We start from the raw sequence: 16,335 nt of genomic DNA, 5'->3' as shown, positions 1-16,335 counted from the left end.
CCCAATGCGGGAGCCAACCGCCGAGCTGTGGAGAACTCGGCGAATCGTGCCCTTGTGGACGAAACGCGGCCACGCACGCACCGCGGCTGGCGTGGTATACCAGATATCGACTGGAGGGAGCCGGATGGCTGACAGCGTCGCGAAGGCGACCGTCGCGCTGCTCGCGAGAGCAGGCGTTCGGCACGCGTACACCGTGCCCGGCGAGTCGTTCCTCGGCCTGCTCGACGAGTTCCAGACCGAGCCGCGCATCGCCCTGGTCTCGACCCGGCACGAGAGCGGCGCCGCGTTCATGGCCGAGGCGGAGGCCAAGCTCACGGGCCTGCCTGCGGTCGCGCTCGCCAGCCGCGGACCGGGCGCCGCGAACCTGTCCATCGGCGTCCACACGGCCATGCAGGACCAGACGCCGATGCTCGTGATCCTCGGCCAGGTCGAGTCGGGCGAACGCGGGCGCGAGGCTTTCCAAGAGGTGGAGCTGGCGGCGTTCTACGCGCCGATCTGCAAGTGGTCGGCCGAGGCGCGGACGGCCGACGAAGTGCCGGCGTTGGTGGCGGAGGGGCTGACGCGGGCGCTGGCGGGGCGGCCGGGGCCGGTGGCGATCTCGGTGCCGGCGGACTTCTGGGAGCAGGCTTACGACAGGTCGGCGCCCGAGGTGGAGTTTCCGCAGGCGCCTGAGGAGGCGGTCGTCGAACGGGCCGCGGCGGAGCTGGCGCGGATCCTCGACGGGGCCGAGCGGCCGGTCGTCATCGCGGGTGCGGTGGGGCGGGACGAGCTGCGGCGGGCTGCGGAGGCTCACGGGCTCGGGGTGTACGTCGCTTTTCGGCGACAGGATCGGTTCGCGGAGGATCATCCGCTGTTCCTGGGGCATCTGGGTCTGGGCGTGCCGGCGGACGTGTCGCGGTCGTTGGCCGAGGCTGACGTGGTGGTGGTCGCGGGGACTCGGTTGGACGCGATCACGTCGCAGGACTATGCGGTTCCGCGGCCGGAGCAGCGACTGGTGATGGTGGGCCGCGAGTTGCCGCTGCCGCGCCATGAGGGACCGGCGACGGTGCTCGATGTCGACGCCACCGCAGTGCTCGGACGGCTGACGAAGGGCGCCTCACGAGAGTGGACCGCAGGGCATGAGGCGGCGGTGCGGGCTGGGGAGGTCGGGGATGTGGCCACTGAGGTGGGGGTGCATCCGGCGCAGGTCGTTCGCACGTTGCGAGGGCTAGTTCCGGACGACACCGTGGTCACGAATGATGCGGGGAACTTCTCGGCTTTCTACCACCGGTATTGGAAGTTCGCCGGCCCCCACAGGCAGCTTGGGCCTTGCAACGGCGCCATGGGGTATGCGGTGCCGGCGGCAGTGGCGGCCAAGCTCAGCCGGCCGCACAGCACCGTCGTCGCGTTCGTCGGCGACGGTGGCGTGCTCATGACCGGTCAGGAGATCGAGACCGCCGTACGGCTCGATGCCCCCATTGTCGTGGTCGTGTTCCGCAACGGCCTCTACGGCACGATCGCCATGCATCAGGCGCGTGAGCACGGACGGCTGGCTGCCGTCGATATCGGCGAGCTCGACCTTGCGCAGTGGGCAAGAGGGCTTGGCGCCATCGGCCTCACGCTCGACCGACCAAGCGACACCGAGAACGTCCTCCGCACCGCCCTCGCCTGCGGGCGCCCTTGTGTCGTGGACGTACGCACCGATCCCGACGTCATCGCCCCGAACCGCCGACTCTCGGAGCTCACGTGAACGTGAAGAAGCCAGCAGACCTGCGCAGCCACGCCTGGTACGGCGACGAGGGCCTCCGCGCGTTCGGCCACCGCAGCCGAACTCGCCAGATGGGCATCGGCGCCGAGGAGCATCTCGGCAAGCCCGTCATCGGCATCGTCAACACCTGGAGCGAGATCAACCCCTGCCACACCCACCTCCGCCAGCGTGCCGAGGAGGTCAAGCGCGGCGTCTGGCAAGCCGGCGGCTACCCCGTCGAGCTCCCCGCGATCTCTCTGTCCGAACCGTTCCAGAAGCCCAGCACCATGCTCTACCGCAACCTGCTCGCGATGGAGACCGAGGAGCTCCTCCGCAGCTACCCCATCGACGGCGCCGTCCTCATGGGCGGCTGCGACAAGACCACGCCCGCGCTGCTGATGGGCGCCGCCAGCATGGACATTCCGGCGATCTTCGTTCCCGCCGGCCCGATGCTGCGCGGCAACTGGCGCGGCACCACGCTCGGCAGCGGCAGCGATGTCTGGAAGTTCTGGGCCGACAAGCGCGCCGGCGTCATCGGCGAGCAGGAATGGGCCGAGATCGAGGAAGGCATCGCCCGCTCCCCCGGTCACTGCATGACAATGGGTACGGCGTCCACGATGACCTCGGCGGCCGAAGCGCTCGGCATGACGCTCCCCGGCGCCGCCAGCATCCTCGCCGCCGACTCCGCGCACGCACGCATGGCCGCCGCCACCGGCATCCGCATCGTCGAGATGGTCTGGAACGACCGCAAACCCTCACAGATCTTGGACGAACGCGCCTACCTCGACGCCGTCGCCACCGTTCTCGCGCTGGGCGGATCCACGAACGCCGTCATCCACCTCATCGCGATGGCCCGCCGGAGCAAGGCGAAGTTGACACTCGACGACTTCGACGCGGTCTCCCGCAAGGTCCCCGTCCTCGCGAACGTCAGGCCGACCGGCGCGTACCTGATGGAGGACTTCTACTACGCCGGCGGCCTGCGCGCCCTCCTCTGGCAGCTGCGGGAGGTGCTGCATCTCGATCGGCTCACCGCCACCGGCCACACGTTCGGCGAGGTCATCGAGGGCGCGGAAGTGCACGATGCGGACGTGATTCGCCCACTGGACAAGCCGGTCTGGCCCGAAGGCGGCGTCGCGATCCTGCGCGGCAACCTCGCCCCCAACGGTGCCGTGATCAAGCACGCCGCGATGGACGCACGGTTCCTCCAGCACACCGGCCCCGCCGTCGTGTTCGACAACTACAAGGACCTGCAAGCCCGCATCAACGACGAGAGCCTGCCGATCACGCCGGACACCGTCCTCGTGCTCCGCGGCACCGGCCCGAAGGGCGGCCCTGGGATGCCCGAGTACGGCATGCTCCCGATCCCGGATCGCCTGCTGAAGCAGGGCGTTCGCGACATGCTGCGGCTCTCGGACGCGCGGATGAGCGGCACGAGCTATGGGGCGTGCGTCCTGCATATCTCGCCGGAGAGCCACATCGGCGGGCCGCTCGCGTTCGTTCGAGATGGCGATCGGATCACCCTGGACGTCGCGGCCAGGCGACTGGACGTCGACCTGTCGGACGAGGAGCTGGAACGCCGGCGAGCAGAGTGGACAGCGCCCGCACCGGCGTACGGACGCGGGTACGGCGCGCTCTACCTCGAGCACATCGGCCAGGCCGAGGACGGCTGCGACTTCGACTTCCTCGCCCGCGAGGGTGTCGTCGCCGAACCCGAGAGCCGGTGAGGTATACCGATGAGCATGAGCAACCCACCCGCGTTGGCGCCGCTGGAACAGACGGCGACCCGCTCGGACCTCGTTGTGGACGCGATCCGGTTGGCGATCCTGCAGGGCCAGCTCGCGCCCGGATCCTCACTCGTCGAACGTCGCCTCGCCGAGATGCTCGGCGTCTCCAAGACGCCCGTGCGTGAAGCACTGATCAGCCTGGCGTCGACCGGGCTCGTCACCGTCCATCCCAACCGCGGCGTCGCCGTACGCCGGCTCGCCGTCGGTGACCTGGAACGCATCTACGAGGTCCGCCTGCTCCTCGAGCCGTGGGCCGTCGGACGAACGGCGAAGTCCCAACCGGACAAGGCGATCACGGAGGCGAAGGCGACACTCGAGGAAGCGCGTACGTTGCTCGCCGAGCCCGATCACAGCGAGCTCTCACTCACCAACCGGCGGTTCCACCGAGCGCTCTACGCCGCGTGTGGCAACGACATCGTCGTGTCCCAGCTCGACGACCTGCAGCACCTCACCGCGCTCGGCATCGTCAGCCTGCTCTGGGAACGCTGGCCGACCTGGACCGAGGAGTTCGAGGAGCACGAAGGGATCCTCGACGCCGTCGAGAAGGGCAACGCGAAGGACGCGGAACGCCTTGCCCGGCAGCACATCGAGCACTCGCTGTCGCGGCTTCAGAAGTCGGGCACCTCGACCGGCTGACCACCGAGCATCGCCGACTCGTGCCCGGCGATGCCGGGTGCGGTCCAGCGCGCGGCGGTGCGGGCGTCGACGAGCGGTGAACGTTCCTCCACGATGCTGCGGACGAACTCGTGCACCAGATGAGGATGCGCCCCGCTGTGCCCGCCGCGGACGAACGGATGCAGCTCGGTCGGGAGCAGGTCCGGCCGGTCCGGAGCGTGCATACGCTCAACAGAGACAGCACGGCCGCGCCGCGAGGACGACGGGTAGTCCAGGCGGAAGACCGTCAGCTCGTCCCCTTCGAGCTGCGGCCACTCGACACCAGCCTCCTGGCCGTACACCTGGAAGCCCTCCTGATAGGCCCGTCCCAGTTGAAAGAACGACACCGTGACCTCGGCCGTCAACCCGTCCTTGTCAAGGCGGAACAAGGCCGTCTCGGTCGGGAACGGGTTGTCGAAGTCACCCCGCCGCTCCGGTGTCAGCACGCCAGACCCCAAAGCATGCGCCGACACCACCCGCGCGTCGGCGAGCGCGAGCAGCGGCGACAGTGCGTGCGTGGCGTACTTGAGCGGCGGATACCCATACCAGTAACGCGGAAAGCCGTCGAGGTTCTGCAGATGCATACCGCGCAAGAACGACAGCGGCCCCAGCTCACCACGTGCATGCAAGTCGCGAACGAAGAAGTACTCGCGACCGAAGACCATCGTCTCCATCATCATGTAGTTCCGGCCGGCCGCCTCCTGCGCGGCGATGATGCGCCGGATCCCCTCGAAGTCCATCGCCATCGGCACAGCACTCGCACAGTGCCGACCAGCGGACAGCACCGAGACGACGTGCTCGACGTGGAACCGTACGGGCGTCGCCACGTGCACAGCGTCGACCGCGTCCACCAGCGCCTCGAGCGAGGTGAACGTCGACGCGATCCCGTGCTGCGAAGCGACCCGGGCGACCGCGGCGGGGTCGGTGTCCGCGATGGCCACCTCGGCGACATCGGGATGATCGCGGTAGATCGGCACGAAGTCGCCGCCGAAGCGAAGGCCGACCACGCCGACCCGGAGTCCAGTCATGAACGAAGATCATGGCACGGAAACCGGTGTCCGGGAGTGGCTGTCCGGGCCGCGAAATCGGCTGGATCCGGCCACCAGCCGCCGCGTACGTTGAGGAAATGACCTATCGAGTCCTCTCCGACGAGCAGGCACAACACTTCCTCGACAAGGGCTACGTCGTCATCCACGACTGCTTCTCCGCCGAAGCCGCCGCCGAGTACACCGACACGATCTGGACGAGGCTCGGCTACGACCGCGACGACCAGTCGACCTGGGTCGAGCCGTCCGTCCACATGCCCGTGCACCGGCGGCTGGAGGTCAAGGAGTTCGCGCCGCGCGCGTGGGACGCGATGTGCGACCTCGTCGGAGGCGAGGACCGCATCGCGCCCGGACCCGCGTGGGGCGATGGCTTCATCGTCAACCTCGGCCAGGGCGCGGACGAGCCGTGGGCGCCGGCCGGTCCGGAGTCGAGTGGCTGGCACAAGGACGGCGACTGGTTCCGGCACTTCCTCGACTCACCCGAGCAGGGGCTGCTGACGCTCGTGCTCTGGTCCGACGTCCAGCACCAGGGCGGCGCGACGTTCGTGACCTGCGACTCGGTCGCGCCGATCGCGCGGTTCCTCGCCGAGCATCCGGAGGGGATCCTGCCCGGCGGCTTCGACTTCGCTGGCATCGCGGCCGGCTGTACGGACTTCGCCGAGGCGACCGGCCGGGTGGGCGACGTGTTCCTGCTCCACCCGTTCATCCTGCACGCCAAGGCGCAGAACCTGCTCAGGCTGCCGCGCTTCATCACCAACCCCGCGGTGTCGTTGACCGAACCGATGCGGTTCGACCGCGAGGACGGGCACTCGCTCGTCGAGCAGGCGGTGCTGAAGGGACTCGGCGTCGACCGGTACGTGTTCGAGCCGACCGCGCCGCGCGAGCGCGTCATTCCCGAACGCGAACGGATTCAAGCACGGATGAAGGAAGAGGAGGTCGCTCGGCTGGCCCGGTAGTCGGCGGGCGTACGACCGACCGTGGCGCGGAACGCGCGGTGGAAGCTCGAACGGCTGCGGAACCCGCTCGCGTGGCCGATCTGGTCGACGGTGCGGTCGGTGGACTCCAGCAGCCGGCACGCGTGCGCGACGCGGAGGCGGGTGACGTACCCCCAGATCGGCATCCCCAGCACCTCCTTGAACGTCTTCGCCGCATACGTCGAGTGCACGCCGGCCTTGAGCGCGATGTCGTCGATCGACAGCGGTTCGGTGTACTCCGCGGCGACGACCGCCAGCAGCCGGTCGGCCGAGCGCGAGGGCGCGGCCGAGGGACCGGCCGACCCGCCGTTCCCGGCCAGGCGCGCCAACCTGGCCGTCATCTCCAGCAGGCACAGGTCGACGCCGTCCCGCACCTCCTCCTCGAGATCGGCGAGCCAACGCCGCAGCAGTGCACGGTCGGAGGTGCCCTCTCTGCGTTGGCCCATCAGGGCCTCACCGTTGAGCAGCCGCCGCATCGCCCGGCGCAGAACGGGCTGGCCGGTGACAGCACTGAGCGGCATCGTCGCGCCCAGCATGTCGATGCCCGACGGGGTGACCATCCGGTGCGGGTAGCCACCCCAGAACGCCAGCATCCGGCCGGGCGGCAACTCCAGCTCGCCGGTCGCCGTCTCGTAACGGGCGGAGCCCGACAGCAGGAGGTTGAACTCGACCTCCGGATGCAGGTGCGGACGTCGCATCTGGCCGCCGACGGCGCGAAAGGCCGTCAACCCGAGGGTTTGCACGTCCGAGCGAGCGTCGTCCATCGCCTTGAGGATATGCGACAGATTCGCCGGCGACTCCGGCTGCGTGTCGCCGGGAACCGCGACAGGCTGGACCATCCGACCGAAGAGGGGCACGCCATGGCCGACCGAGAACCGACCGAGCTGGACGACTTCCTGTTCGACCTGCGCGGCTACCTCGTGCTGGAGAACGCGATCGACCAGGACCTGCTCGGCCGGCTCAACGCCGAGTTCGACGCGTTCCCGCGCGACCTCCCGTGGGGCGCGTGGTACCACGGCGCCCAGCGGCGCGACTACACGCCGGACACCGGCTTCGAGCTGCACCAGGCGGTCGCGGCGGGCGCGCCGTTCGAGGAACTGATCGACCACCCCAGCTGGGTTCGGCTCGTCGCGCACTTCGCCGGTGAGGAGCAGAGCTACGTCTCGGGACTGTTCATCGACGAGACGATCGCGTCGATCCGCGAGAGCGGCGGACATCATCCGGCGCACTCCGGTGGCTACCAGGGCGCGCTGCGGGGCAGTTTCCGCTACAAGGACGGGCGGTTCCGGTGCGGGCAGGTCAACATCATCGTCGCGCTCACCGACATCGGCCCGGGTGACGGCGCGACGATGGTGGTGCCGGGCTCGCACAAGTCGAACTTCCCCCACCCGCTCGAAGGCGACTACGGGCAGAGCGACCGGATGGACGAGCTGATGGGCGCCGTACCCGCGTACCTCCGCGCCGGCGACGCGCTGCTGTTCGTCGACGGCCTGATCCACGGCGGCTCGAGCCGGACGAATCCGGGCGAACGGCGGATCCTGATCTACCGGTACGGGCCGATCTGGGGTGCTAGTCGGTACGGGTACGTGTACGACGCGGACTGGCTGGCGACGTTGCCGGAGGCTCGGCGGCGGATCCTGCGGCCGGTGTCCCCGGTCCGGGTAGGCGACCCACTCAAGTAGGAAGCGGATTCTCCTTGGCCCATTGGGCGTAACGGGCGCGGGTGTCGTCGTTCGGCGGGTACGTGCCGGGCAGCGCGGCGCCCGCCGCGATCTCGGCCTGGATGAACTCCTCCAGGTGCTCCTGCGCGGCGGCAGCCTCGGCGACCTCGGCGGCGAGGTGCCGCGGGAGGACGACGACGCCTTCGAGGTCGCCGACGAGCACGTCGCCCGGGTAGACCGGAACTTCCGCGCAGCCGATCGGAACTTGCATATCCACGGCGTGGTGCTGGGCGAGGTTGGTGGTCGCGGCGACTCCGGCGGCGTACGTCGGCAGGTTCAGCTGGGCGAACTCGGGCGAGTCGCGGACGGCTCCGTCGGTCACGATGCCGGCGGCTCCGCGCTTGAGCAGCCTCGTCGCAAGGATCGCACCGAGGGAGGCCGCCCGCGCCTGGCCGCGGCAGTCCATGACGAGGATCTGGCCCTCGTCGACCGACTCGACCGCCTTGCGCTGCGGGTGCTCCGGGTCCTGGAACACGCTCAGCACGTCGAGGTCCTCGCGCGCCGGGATGTAGCGAAGCGTGAACGCCTCGCCCACCATCCGGGCGGCGTTCGGGTTGAGCGGTCTCAGACCGACGAGGAACGCGTTGCGCAGCCCGCGCGCGAGCAGTTGGGTGGTGAGCGTCGCGGTCGAGACGTGGCGGAGAGCCGTGAGGGTCTCCGCGGCGAGGAGGTCGGACACGTGGCGTACGATATACCAAGTGACCCAGGGACGAGCTGCTCACATGTCCTGATGTCTTCATGTCCTGACATTCTGACAAAGTCGCCGCTCGGGAGGAGAGCTCGTGACCGCCGATCCGTTCGCCGCTGTCGAAGGCCTCGCGTACGACACGAAGTTCCCCGACCTGATCCCCGTGCGCCAGCACATCGCCGCGCCGGCGGTGGCCGATGTCGAGGCGTCGACGCGTGCGGCACTCGCCGGGATCGGCGACGTCGAGGGCAAGCGGGTCTGCGTCACCGCCGGCAGCCGGGGCATCGCGGACCTGGCGACGATCCTGCGTACGGCGGTCGCCGAGCTGCGCTCGCGGGGCGCCTCGCCGTTCGTCGTTCCGGCCATGGGGTCGCACGGCGGGGCGACGGCCGAGGGCCAGCAGGAGATCCTGTCCGGTCTCGGGGTGACCGAGGACTCCGTGGGCGCGCCGATCGAGTCCGGCATGGACACGGTCGTGATCGATCGGCTCGACGGCGGGCCGGAGGTGCACGTCGACGCGCGGGCGGCCGCGGCCGACGCGATCCTGCTGGTGAACCGGATCAAGCCGCACACGACGTTCCGCGGCGAGGTCGAGAGTGGGCTGGCGAAGATCGCCGCGATCGGGCTCGGCAAGCAGCACGGCGCGGAGGCGATCCACCTGCACGGACCGGTGCAGCTGGGTACGTGGATTCCCGCCGCGTACCGTGCGCTCGCCGCGACCGGCAAGGTGCTCGGTGGCGTGGCGATCCTGGAGAACGCGCATCATCAGGTCGCGAAGGTCGCGTTCGTCTCTGCCGACGGGATCGGCGCCGCTGGTGAGGCCGCGCTGCTCGCGGAGGCGTTCGAACTGCTGCCTCGGTTGCCGTTCGACGAGCTGGACGTGCTGGTGGTGGACGAGTTCGGCAAGGACAAGTCCGGTGCGGGGATGGACCCGAATGTCCTTGGCCGGATGGGGATTCCGGGCATCGCCGAGCTGCCGACGCCGCGGATCACGAACGTCACCGTTCATCACCTCACCGAGGCTTCGCACGGGAACGGGATCGGCGTGGGGCTGGCCGATCTCGTACCGCTGCGGGTGGTGCGGCAGCTGGACCTAAGGTCGACGTACGTCAACAGCCTCACGGCCGGGTTGTCCGGGCTGCGGCGCGCACGCCTGCCGGTGGTACTGCCGACGGACCGGGACGTGATCGCGTCGGCCATTCGGGCTTGTGGGGTGGCGGATCCCGCTGCTGTGCGGCTCGTTCGGGTCCGCGACACGCTCGACCTCGAGACGATGCTGGTGAGCACGTCGCTGCGCGCGGAGCTCGATGCCAACCCCGCCTTGACAGTCCTCGGCGAGCCGTCGCCGATGACGTTCACCCCCGATGGAGATCTCGCATGAGTCACGAACTGGTCGAACGCCTTCGTACGTTGGTCGCGATCCCGGTGACGCCGTTCGACGGCGCGGGCGAGCTGGACGAGAAGGCGTTCAGCGGCATCGTGTCGCGGATGGTCGACGCGGGCGTCGACGCGGTGACGCCGAACGGGAACACGAGCGAGTTCTACTCGTTGCGGGATCACGAGCTGCAACGTGCGCTGGAGCTGACGATCGAGGCGGTGGGCTCGCGGGCCGTGGTGGTACCGGGAGTCGGGAACGCGCCCGGGCATGCGGCCGATCTGGCGCGTGCCGCCGCAGCGGCCGGGGCGCCGGCGGTGATGGTGCACCAGCCCGTGCATCCGTACCAGTCGGTGCAAGGCTGGGTTGACTACCACCGCGCGGTGGCTGAGGCGGCGCCGTCGTTGGGGATCGTGGCGTACGTCCGGGATCCTTCACTCGACGCGAAAGCCCTTGTGTCGTTGGCGGAACAGGTTCCTTCGCTGGTCGCGGTGAAGTACGCGGTGCCGGACGTCTTCGCTCTCTCCGAGGCCATCGGCGCGGTCGGCGCGGACCGAGTGGCGTGGATCTGCGGGCTGGCCGAACGATGGGCTCCGTTCTACTGGCTCGCTGGCGCACGCGGGTTCACGTCGGGGCTGGTGAGCGTCGCGCCCGCGCTCGCGGTGGAGCTGTTGTCGTTGCTGCGTTCCGGCGATTCCGTTGCTGCCATGGCGTTGTGGGAACGGCTCGTCCCGATGGAGAAGCTGCGGATGCGGCGCGGCAACGCGAACAACGTGTCGGCCGTCAAGGAGGCGTTGGCGCAGCTCGGCCTGTGTGGACGGGCGGTACGGCCGCCAGTGTCGGAGCTGGACACCGACGAGGCCGCGGAGGCCGCCGACATCGTGGCGAGCTGGGGTCTCGGCTGATGGACGGCGGCGACCCGGACGGCTGGTCCGACGTCGCCGCGGACTGGTCGGCCTTGTGGGGCTCGTTTCCGCGCCCGGTGTGGGAACGGTTCGTCGCCGTGGCCGCGGTCGGCGCGGGGACGTCGGTGTTGGACGCGGGCTGTGGGAGCGGCGAGCTGCTCGCGTACCTGGCCTCGGGAGGCGCGCTGGTGGCGGGCCTCGAACCCGCGCCCGGCATGGCAGCGCTCGCCCGACTGAGGGTGCCAGGGGCGGAGATCCGGGAGGCGTCGCTGGACGAGATCCCCTGGCCGGACGGCTCGTTCGAGGTGGCGACGGCGGTGAACGCGCTGCAGTTCGCCGAGGACGGGCTACGTGAGCTGCGCCGGGTGACCCGGCCGGGTGGGCGCGTGGCGATCGCGAACTGGGCCGAGGCCGCGCGCAACGACGTCGACGTCCTGGAGGCGGCGATCGCGGCGGCGCGGGAGGAGGACGTGCTGCCCGGCGGGCCGTTGCGGGAGGCGGGTGGGCTCGCCTCGGCGTTCGAGGAGGCCGGGCTGAAGGTCGTCGAGGACGCCGTGATCGACCTGGAGTGGGCCGTGCCGGACGACACCACACTCGTGCGCGGCATCCTGCTCGGCGAGGACGCCGCGACGATGACCGAGCTGACACCGGTGGTGCTGACGGCGGCGCGCCCGTTCCGTACGTCTGCCGGCGGCTACCGGCTGCGCAACGCCTTCCGCTACGCCGTCGGCGTGGCCTAGCGAGCCTGCAGGGCGTCCAGGGCGACGGCCATGGCGGCGACGAGGCGGCGGTCGATGGCGGGGTCGTTGATGGTCACGGCGTACTTGTCCCGCAACGCCCACTGGCGCTCGACGGAGAAGATCGGCCGGCCGTCCGGGGTGGTGAAGTCGAAATGGTACGGCCATGCGAAGTCGGAGAACCGGCGCAGGATCGCGATCACCTGGTTCCGCTCGGACCCCGTGCACTCGCCGAGGCCCGGTTGCGTCAGGTGCCAGGTCGAGCGCAGCAGCGACTTGCCGAAGTCCTTGCGAAACGAGCCGATCACACCGCCGTCCGGCGCGGTGACGTCGTACGTCGCGCCGAGGTCCATGATCTGCCGCGCCTTGAAGCCGAAGAGCGGAAGAGTCTTGTCCTCGTCGCCGAAGAACGTGACCTGCTCGCGCATGGTCATCCGCTTCTGCTGGGCCAGGCCCATGATCTCTCCGCCGGCCCAGATCTCGTACCGGTTCACCATGAACGTGATCCGCTGCCGGATCTCCAGCGTCTGCTGACCCTGGAACGTCGCGAGGTCCATCCGTAAATCCCCCGTGCTCTATTGACCGAAGTTCGTGTCGTCCTTGGGTACGTCGAAGTCGCTCTTCGCGAGCTCCTCGACGTTGACGTCCTTGAACGTAACTACCTTGACATTCTTCACAAACCGGGCAGGACGATACATGTCCCACACCCAGGCGTCCGACATCGTCACCTCGAAGTACGTCTCGCCGCCCTCGGTCCGGACCTTCAGATCCACGTTGTTGGCGAGGTAGAACCGCCGATCGGTCTCGACCACGTACTTGAAGATGCCGACGACGTCGCGGTACTCCCGGTAGAGCTGGAGCTCCATCTCGGTCTCGTACTTCTCGAGGTCCTCAGCGCTCACTGCTCGCTCACCAGGCTCCCGTCGTTCAGGACGTCGTCGGCGGCCTCCAGATCGGCGACCTCCGACCCATTGTTGCCCATCGCCTTCATGACGTTGACCCAGCGTCGCCGATGCTCCGGGCACGGACCGTGACGCTCCAGTGCGTCCTGGTGCTCGGACGTGCAATAGCCCTTGTGGATGTTGAAGTCGTACTCCGGGTACTGCTCGTGCAGCTCGCACATGATCCGGTCCCGGGTCACCTTGGCGATCACGGAGGCGGCCGCGATGCAGGCGGCGACGCGGTCCCCCTTCCAGACGGCGAGGGCCGGGGCGCCGGTCCCGTCGACGGGGAAGCCGTCGGACAGGACGTACGACGGGCGCGTCTCCAGCCGGAACAGGGCCCGGCGGAGCGCCTCGATGTTGACCCGGTGCATGCCGAGCCGGTCGCACTCCTGCGGCGAGACGACGACCACCGACCAGGCGAGCGCGCGGCGGGTGACCTCGGTGTAGCAGCGTTCGCGGGCCTTCTCGGTGAGCAGCTTGGAGTCGTTCAGGCCCGGCACCTCGCCGCGCTTGCCCTCGGGCAGGATCGCCGCTGCCGCGACCAGCGGGCCGGCACAGGCACCCCGGCCGGCCTCATCGACGCCGGCGACAGGTGCCATGCCGGCGCGGAGCAGCGCTCGTTCGTACGCGTAGAGCCCGGCTTCGCGCCGGATCACCACTCGCGGGGCCCGGACGTCTCGCATGGTGTCAGCGACGTCGCCGGAACCGGCGGAACCGTTTGATCCCGACGATGGGCAGGATCAGCCCGATCGAGGCGATCGGTACGGCACCCGAGGCGACCTGCGGCGAGACCGTCACCGGACCGCTCGCGAGGCCGGCCTCGGCGAACGCGGGCGGCCGGTTGAGCAGCGTGATCCGGTCGAGCGGCCAGACGACCACGAACGCGCGGCCGATGACGTGGTCGATCGGGATCGTGCCGCCACCCGGGTCGCCGGTGTGCGAACGGGAGTCGGCGGACGCCGCGCGGTGGTCGCCCATCACCCAGAGCCGGTCCTTCGGCACCGTGATGGTGAACGGAGTCTGCGACGGGGCGTCACCGGGGAAGAGGAACTTCGACTCGCTCAGCGGGCGGCCGTTGACCGTCACCCGTTCGCTCTTGTCGCAGCACACGACCTTGTCGCCGGGGAGGCCGATGACCCGCTTGATGAAGTCCTTCTCGCCGACCGAGGAGAACCCGAACAGCTCACCGACCCAGCGGACGACCTTGCCCGCGGCGTTGGTCGGCTCCTCGAAGATCGCCTCGGGCTCCCAGGAGTTGGCGCCGTTGAAGACGATCACGTCGCCGCGCTGGACCTCGCCCAGGCGGTACGCGAGCTTGTTGACCAGCACGCGGTCGCCCGGGACCAGCGTGTTCTCCATCGACTCCGAAGGGATGTAGAACGCCTGGATCAGGAATGTCTTGATGATCAGAGCGAGGCCGAGCGCCAGCACCACGAGGATGGGCAGCTCTTTCCAGAACGAACGTTCCTTGCTCCGCTTGCGGCGGCTTCCACCACTTCCGCCACGATCGGGCTCTTCGCTCGTCCCCAACGTCGGCGTCCTCTCCGAGGTCATGTCGCCCAGTATCCCTACTCCTTTGGGGAACCGCTCGGATCAGCTCAGCGTGCCGGGGTGTTCTCGCGCTTCTCCTTGATCTTCGCGGCCTTACCGCGCAGGCCACGGACGTAGTAGAGCTTGGCGCGACGTACGTCACCACGGGTGACGACCTCGATCTTGTCGAGGATCGGGCTGTGGACCGGGAAGGTCCGCTCGACGCCGACACCGAAGCTGACCTTGCGGACGGTGAACGTCTCGCGCAGGCCGCTGCCGGAGCGGCGGATCACGACGCCCTGGAAGACCTGGACTCGGGACCGGTTGCCTTCGACCACCTTGACGTGGACCTTGAGGGTGTCACCGGCGTTGAAGCCCGGGACGTCGTCACGGAGGGAGGCTGCGTCGAGCGCGGCGAGCGAGTTCATGTCTGCTCCTCGTGGTGCCACAGGTCACCATCAGTTTGCGTCCGCGCGTTCATGCGCGCGGATGGATGGTCGGTCTGGGCGCAGCTCCTGTCGCGCCTCGGCGTTCCCCCTGTGGCAGGCCCGCCGGCAGGCACGCTGCCCGCGGGTGACCGCGAGCGCTGCGCCAGCCACCTAGTGTGTCACATGCCGCCAACGCCCCGCGAATCGGTCGACCCCCACTCGGTCGAGCCCACCAGTTGTTGGAGAGATCTCGGGATAGAAGCCGAGATCTGTCCAACAAGTAGCGTGGCCACGCTAGGTGTGGCCTTCAGTCCTGAGGCGGACGCCAGCCTTCTGAGGCGAGGATCGAGAGGTCGCGGTCGTCGAACGACGAGGCCGGGAGGCGGTCGAGCAGGTCGGGGCGGTTGCGGGCGGTACGACGCAGTGACTCGTCGCGGCGCCAGCGGACGATGTTCGCGTGGTGGCCGGACAGCAGCACGGGCGGGACCTCGCGGGACTCCCACACGGCCGGCTTGGTGTAGACGGGGTACTCGAGCAGCCCGTCGACGTGCGACTCCTCCACCAGCGAGTCCGGGTTGCCGAGCACGCCCGGCAGCAGGCGGGCGACGGCCTCGACCATCACGAGCACCGCGACCTCGCCGCCGGCCAGGACGTAGTCGCCGATCGAGACCTCGTCGACGGGCATCCGTTCCCGCGCGGAGTCGACCACGCGCTGGTCGATGCCCTCGTACCGTCCGCACGCGAAGACCAGCCGCGGCTCAGCGGCGAGCTCGGCGGCAAGAGCTTGGGTGAACGGCCGTCCGGCCGGCGTTGGAACGATCAGCCGCGCGCCCTCGGGAGCGACGGTACGCAGCGCCTCGTCCCAGGGCTCGGGCCGCATGACCATGCCCGCTCCCCCGCCGACCGGGGTGTCGTCGACCGAGCGGTGCTTGTCGTGGGTGAAGTCGCGCAGGTGGTGCACGCGGACGTCCAGCACCCCCGACGCCGCCGCCTTGCCGACGAGCGACAGGCCGAGCGGCGCCAGGTAGTCGGGGAAGATCGAGACGACGTCGACTCTCACTGGTTCGCCTCGTCGAACAGGCCCTCGGGCGGCTCGACGACCAGCCTCCCCGCCGCCACGTCCACCACGGGAACGATCGAGGCGACGAACGGCACCAGGACCTCGCGCCCGGTAGGCATGCGTACGGCGAGCACGTCCTGCATCGGCAGGTGCAGCACCTCGGTCACCTCGCCGATCAGCTCACCGTCGGCGAGCTCGGCGCGCAGTCCGGCGAGCTGGTGGTCGAAGAACTCGTCCGGATCGTCGAGCTCCTCGTCGTCCGGGATGTCCGCCACGAGTGACGTCCCGCGCAACGCCTCGGCAGCAGTACGGTCCGCGACTCCCTCGAACGTGACGAGGAGTCGCGGACCGTGCCAGCGCAGATTCTTGATCACCAACGAGCGAGCGCCCGCACCCAGCTTGGCGCCGGGGACGAACCGCAGCTCGGGTTGGTCGGACAGGATGTTGACCGTGACCTCACCGCGAATGCCGTGAGCACGGACGATCCGCCCGACGACGAGATCCACGAACGGATCAGCGACCGACGGCAGCCCGCGACTCGACGAAGTCGATGCGGGAGTGCCGGCCCTTGTCCAGGGCCGTGACGACGGTCCGGATCGCGTGTGCGGTCCGGCCGCGGCGCCCGATCACCCGGCCGAAGTCGTCGGGGTGAACGCGTACCTCATAGGCCCGACCGCGCCGGAGCTCCCTGATCTTCACTCGTACGTCGTCCGGGTGGGCGACGACGCCACGGACCAGGTGCTCCAGCGCTTCGGTCAACACG

19 protein-coding genes are annotated in these 16,335 nt (G+C 69.5%); 8 read left to right on the top strand and 11 right to left on the bottom strand.

Annotation, left to right across the window (positions count from 1 at the left end):
• Positions 1 to 124 precede the first annotated feature (124 nt).
• Genes JOD67_RS17080 through JOD67_RS17070 form a run of 3 tightly spaced genes read left to right on the top strand, consistent with a single transcriptional unit; the run spans position 125 to position 4,146 of the window.
• The gene (locus JOD67_RS17080; RefSeq protein ID WP_205118591.1) at positions 125 to 1,729 is read left to right on the top strand and encodes a thiamine pyrophosphate-dependent enzyme; all 1,605 of its coding nucleotides are present in this window, start codon (positions 125 to 127) and stop codon (positions 1,727 to 1,729) included.
• Positions 1,726 to 3,450 (top strand): L-arabinonate dehydratase, encoded by a 1,725-nt coding sequence (gene araD / locus JOD67_RS17075; RefSeq protein ID WP_307782430.1) that lies wholly within the window; start codon positions 1,726 to 1,728, stop codon positions 3,448 to 3,450. The genes JOD67_RS17080 and araD overlap by 4 nt, the downstream gene beginning before the upstream one ends.
• A gap of 15 nt (positions 3,451 to 3,465) precedes the next feature.
• Entirely contained in the window at positions 3,466 to 4,146 is a 681-nt protein-coding gene (locus JOD67_RS17070) for a GntR family transcriptional regulator (protein WP_205118590.1), read from the top strand.
• On the opposite strand, the gene JOD67_RS17065 is transcribed toward JOD67_RS17070, so the two are convergent.
• Positions 4,119 to 5,192 carry a Gfo/Idh/MocA family oxidoreductase gene (locus JOD67_RS17065; RefSeq protein WP_205118589.1) on the bottom strand — a complete coding sequence of 358 codons (1,074 nt, stop codon included), beginning with the start codon at positions 5,190 to 5,192 and terminating at the stop codon, positions 4,119 to 4,121. The genes JOD67_RS17070 and JOD67_RS17065 overlap by 28 nt on opposite strands.
• A gap of 98 nt (positions 5,193 to 5,290) precedes the next feature.
• Here JOD67_RS17065 and JOD67_RS17060 point away from each other — a divergent pair, with 98 nt between their 5' ends.
• Positions 5,291 to 6,166 (top strand): phytanoyl-CoA dioxygenase family protein, encoded by an 876-nt coding sequence (locus tag JOD67_RS17060; protein WP_205118588.1) that lies wholly within the window; start codon positions 5,291 to 5,293, stop codon positions 6,164 to 6,166.
• On the opposite strand, the gene JOD67_RS17055 is transcribed toward JOD67_RS17060, so the two are convergent.
• Positions 6,121 to 6,948 (bottom strand): helix-turn-helix domain-containing protein, encoded by an 828-nt coding sequence (locus JOD67_RS17055; protein WP_205118587.1) that lies wholly within the window; start codon positions 6,946 to 6,948, stop codon positions 6,121 to 6,123. The two genes, JOD67_RS17060 and JOD67_RS17055, sit on opposite strands and share 46 nt — an antisense overlap.
• A 96-nt stretch (positions 6,949 to 7,044) precedes the next feature.
• Here JOD67_RS17055 and JOD67_RS17050 point away from each other — a divergent pair, with 96 nt between their 5' ends.
• On the top strand, positions 7,045 to 7,866 hold the full coding sequence (locus JOD67_RS17050; protein ID WP_205118586.1) for a phytanoyl-CoA dioxygenase family protein: 822 nt from the start codon (positions 7,045 to 7,047) through the stop codon (positions 7,864 to 7,866).
• On the opposite strand, the gene JOD67_RS17045 is transcribed toward JOD67_RS17050, so the two are convergent.
• On the bottom strand, positions 7,859 to 8,584 hold the full coding sequence (locus JOD67_RS17045) for a ribonuclease activity regulator RraA (protein ID WP_205118585.1): 726 nt from the start codon (positions 8,582 to 8,584) through the stop codon (positions 7,859 to 7,861). The genes JOD67_RS17050 and JOD67_RS17045 overlap by 8 nt on opposite strands.
• 103 nt (positions 8,585 to 8,687) lie before the next feature.
• Between JOD67_RS17045 and JOD67_RS17040 the strand changes: the two genes are divergently transcribed.
• The 3 genes from JOD67_RS17040 to JOD67_RS17030 are packed head-to-tail and all read left to right on the top strand — an operon-like array spanning position 8,688 to position 11,613.
• The gene (locus JOD67_RS17040; RefSeq protein WP_205118584.1) at positions 8,688 to 9,974 is read left to right on the top strand and encodes a nickel pincer cofactor-dependent isomerase, group 22; all 1,287 of its coding nucleotides are present in this window, start codon (positions 8,688 to 8,690) and stop codon (positions 9,972 to 9,974) included.
• Positions 9,971 to 10,873 carry a dihydrodipicolinate synthase family protein gene (locus JOD67_RS17035; protein WP_205118583.1) on the top strand — a complete coding sequence of 301 codons (903 nt, stop codon included), beginning with the start codon at positions 9,971 to 9,973 and terminating at the stop codon, positions 10,871 to 10,873. The genes JOD67_RS17040 and JOD67_RS17035 overlap by 4 nt, the downstream gene beginning before the upstream one ends.
• On the top strand, positions 10,873 to 11,613 hold the full coding sequence (locus tag JOD67_RS17030; protein WP_205118582.1) for a class I SAM-dependent methyltransferase: 741 nt from the start codon (positions 10,873 to 10,875) through the stop codon (positions 11,611 to 11,613). The genes JOD67_RS17035 and JOD67_RS17030 overlap by 1 nt, the downstream gene beginning before the upstream one ends.
• On the opposite strand, the gene JOD67_RS17025 is transcribed toward JOD67_RS17030, so the two are convergent.
• The 8 genes from JOD67_RS17025 to JOD67_RS16990 form a co-directional block, all read right to left on the bottom strand.
• Positions 11,610 to 12,167, bottom strand: coding sequence for an LURP-one-related family protein (locus JOD67_RS17025; RefSeq protein WP_205118581.1), 558 nt, complete (start codon positions 12,165 to 12,167; stop codon positions 11,610 to 11,612). The genes JOD67_RS17030 and JOD67_RS17025 overlap by 4 nt on opposite strands.
• An 18-nt stretch (positions 12,168 to 12,185) precedes the next feature.
• Positions 12,186 to 12,512 (bottom strand): DUF2469 domain-containing protein, encoded by a 327-nt coding sequence (locus JOD67_RS17020; protein WP_205118580.1) that lies wholly within the window; start codon positions 12,510 to 12,512, stop codon positions 12,186 to 12,188.
• Positions 12,509 to 13,237, bottom strand: a complete 729-nt coding sequence (locus JOD67_RS17015; protein ID WP_205118579.1) for a ribonuclease HII — start codon at positions 13,235 to 13,237, stop codon at positions 12,509 to 12,511. Before JOD67_RS17015 ends, JOD67_RS17020 begins: the two co-directional genes overlap by 4 nt.
• Before the next feature lie 4 nt (positions 13,238 to 13,241).
• A complete protein-coding gene (lepB, locus tag JOD67_RS17010; RefSeq protein WP_239553890.1) occupies positions 13,242 to 14,108 on the bottom strand; it encodes a signal peptidase I in 867 nt (288 codons plus the stop codon).
• Positions 14,109 to 14,152: 44 nt separating this feature from the next.
• A complete protein-coding gene (rplS, locus tag JOD67_RS17005) occupies positions 14,153 to 14,512 on the bottom strand; it encodes a 50S ribosomal protein L19 (RefSeq protein ID WP_205118578.1) in 360 nt (119 codons plus the stop codon).
• A 307-nt stretch (positions 14,513 to 14,819) separates the two neighbouring features.
• The gene (gene trmD / locus JOD67_RS17000) at positions 14,820 to 15,572 is read right to left on the bottom strand and encodes a tRNA (guanosine(37)-N1)-methyltransferase TrmD (protein WP_205118577.1); all 753 of its coding nucleotides are present in this window, start codon (positions 15,570 to 15,572) and stop codon (positions 14,820 to 14,822) included.
• Complete coding sequence (gene rimM / locus JOD67_RS16995) at positions 15,569 to 16,078, bottom strand: ribosome maturation factor RimM (protein ID WP_205118576.1); 510 nt, start codon at positions 16,076 to 16,078, stop codon at positions 15,569 to 15,571. Before rimM ends, trmD begins: the two co-directional genes overlap by 4 nt.
• Positions 16,079 to 16,085: 7 nt before the next feature.
• On the bottom strand, positions 16,086 to 16,334 hold the full coding sequence (locus tag JOD67_RS16990) for an RNA-binding protein (protein ID WP_205118575.1): 249 nt from the start codon (positions 16,332 to 16,334) through the stop codon (positions 16,086 to 16,088).
• Position 16,335 lies beyond the last annotated feature (1 nt).

It is taken from the genome of Tenggerimyces flavus (assembly GCF_016907715.1).
In the GTDB taxonomy this organism is placed as follows: domain Bacteria; phylum Actinomycetota; class Actinomycetes; order Propionibacteriales; family Actinopolymorphaceae; genus Tenggerimyces; species Tenggerimyces flavus.
Note: the sequence above shows the minus strand (reverse complement) of the source record. Positions and strands in the feature narration are given on the sequence as shown.